Raw genomic sequence first — 1,213 nt, forward strand, 5'->3', positions numbered from 1 at the left:
AGCTGGCCTCCTTCCACCAGCCCGCATCTTGAATCAGAAATCTGGCGAAGGGGGAACCTCTTATGATTCTAGAGGTTCGAAAACCGCTCTATCTTCCTCAATCGTGTTGTCGCGTCGCATATGGCGACCAATTTGGTAAATTGGTGGATGCAGTGGATGATGTAGACGTGAGGTCTGGGCGCCTGATGAGTGCAAGCGCGCGCTTGTCGACCGGGTGCAGTCGGACTGGAACGTCTCAGTCAGACGCGCCTGCGCGGCAAGGCCCTGGGCGTCTGCGCCTCATATAGAAAAGAGGGTGGGCGTGAGGCGGCGCCTTTCCAGTCCTCCCCGCGTCGCGCCCGTTGTTGGATCGATGGCCCGGTCGTTGTCTGCGCTGGCTTATGCGGTCAGAAAATCAAATGCGGTCAAGGCGTAGAGGTCGGCCATGTCCAGCAGTTCCTTGCACGTCACAAATTCGTCGGCCGCGCCCATGTTGTAAGGGGTGAGACCGCAAACAACGGTTGGCATGCCGGCGGCGCGGAACAGTCGGGAGTCCGAGGCGCCGACACGCATGTTGACAACCGGGGGAGCGCCCATGACCTCGGTGCAATTGGCCTGCAGCAAGCGCACAATCTCCGTCTCCGGGGACGTCCACGTCGCCTCGTAGCGGCGGCTGATAGCCACCTCGACCCCCGGATGGGCCGCGACGATGCTGTTGATCCTGCCCTCCAGTTCGGCGACAGAAACCCCAAATGGCAGACGAATGTCGGCGGTTGCTTCAGCGTGGTCAGACACCAGATTGCTCAGTCGTCCGCCGCTGATCGTGCCAAAGGTTACGGTGACGGACCGGAGGACATCGCTTTCGCCGCGCCCGGAAAGCGCCTCGGAGACGGTCGACGCCGCTTCAATCGCTTCACGCACCTCATCAGGCATGTCGGGGCGCCAGTCGCGCAACTGCTGGATAGAGGTGATTGCCGCGATCAGCTTGTCGATGGCGCTGTCGCCCTTGTGAACATGCGCTGCATGGGCGGAGCGGCCGTGGGCCGTCAGTGTCAGCCAGATCAACCCCTTTTCCCCGATGCGCAATACGCTGGGCGAGCCGACGTCGGCGATGAGCACCGCGTCACCGCGCGCCCAGGGCTCGGTGTCGATCAGCAGCCTGCTGCCGAGCACGCCCATGGTCTCCTCGTCGCCGGCCAGCGTCAGCACAAGCTCACCAGCCCAGTGACTCCTC

General features: G+C 62.7%; 1 protein-coding gene. It reads right to left on the reverse strand.

Features of this window, described 5'->3' with window-relative positions; genetic code table 11:
* Positions 1–378 precede the first annotated feature (378 nt).
* Positions 379–1,188 (reverse strand): M20/M25/M40 family metallo-hydrolase, encoded by an 810-nt coding sequence (locus AC6A67_RS03530; RefSeq protein ID WP_498035182.1) that lies wholly within the window; start codon positions 1,186–1,188, stop codon positions 379–381.
* Positions 1,189–1,213: the final 25 nt, after the last annotated feature.

The sequence above is a fragment of the Camelimonas sp. FR25 genome, from assembly GCF_059740505.1.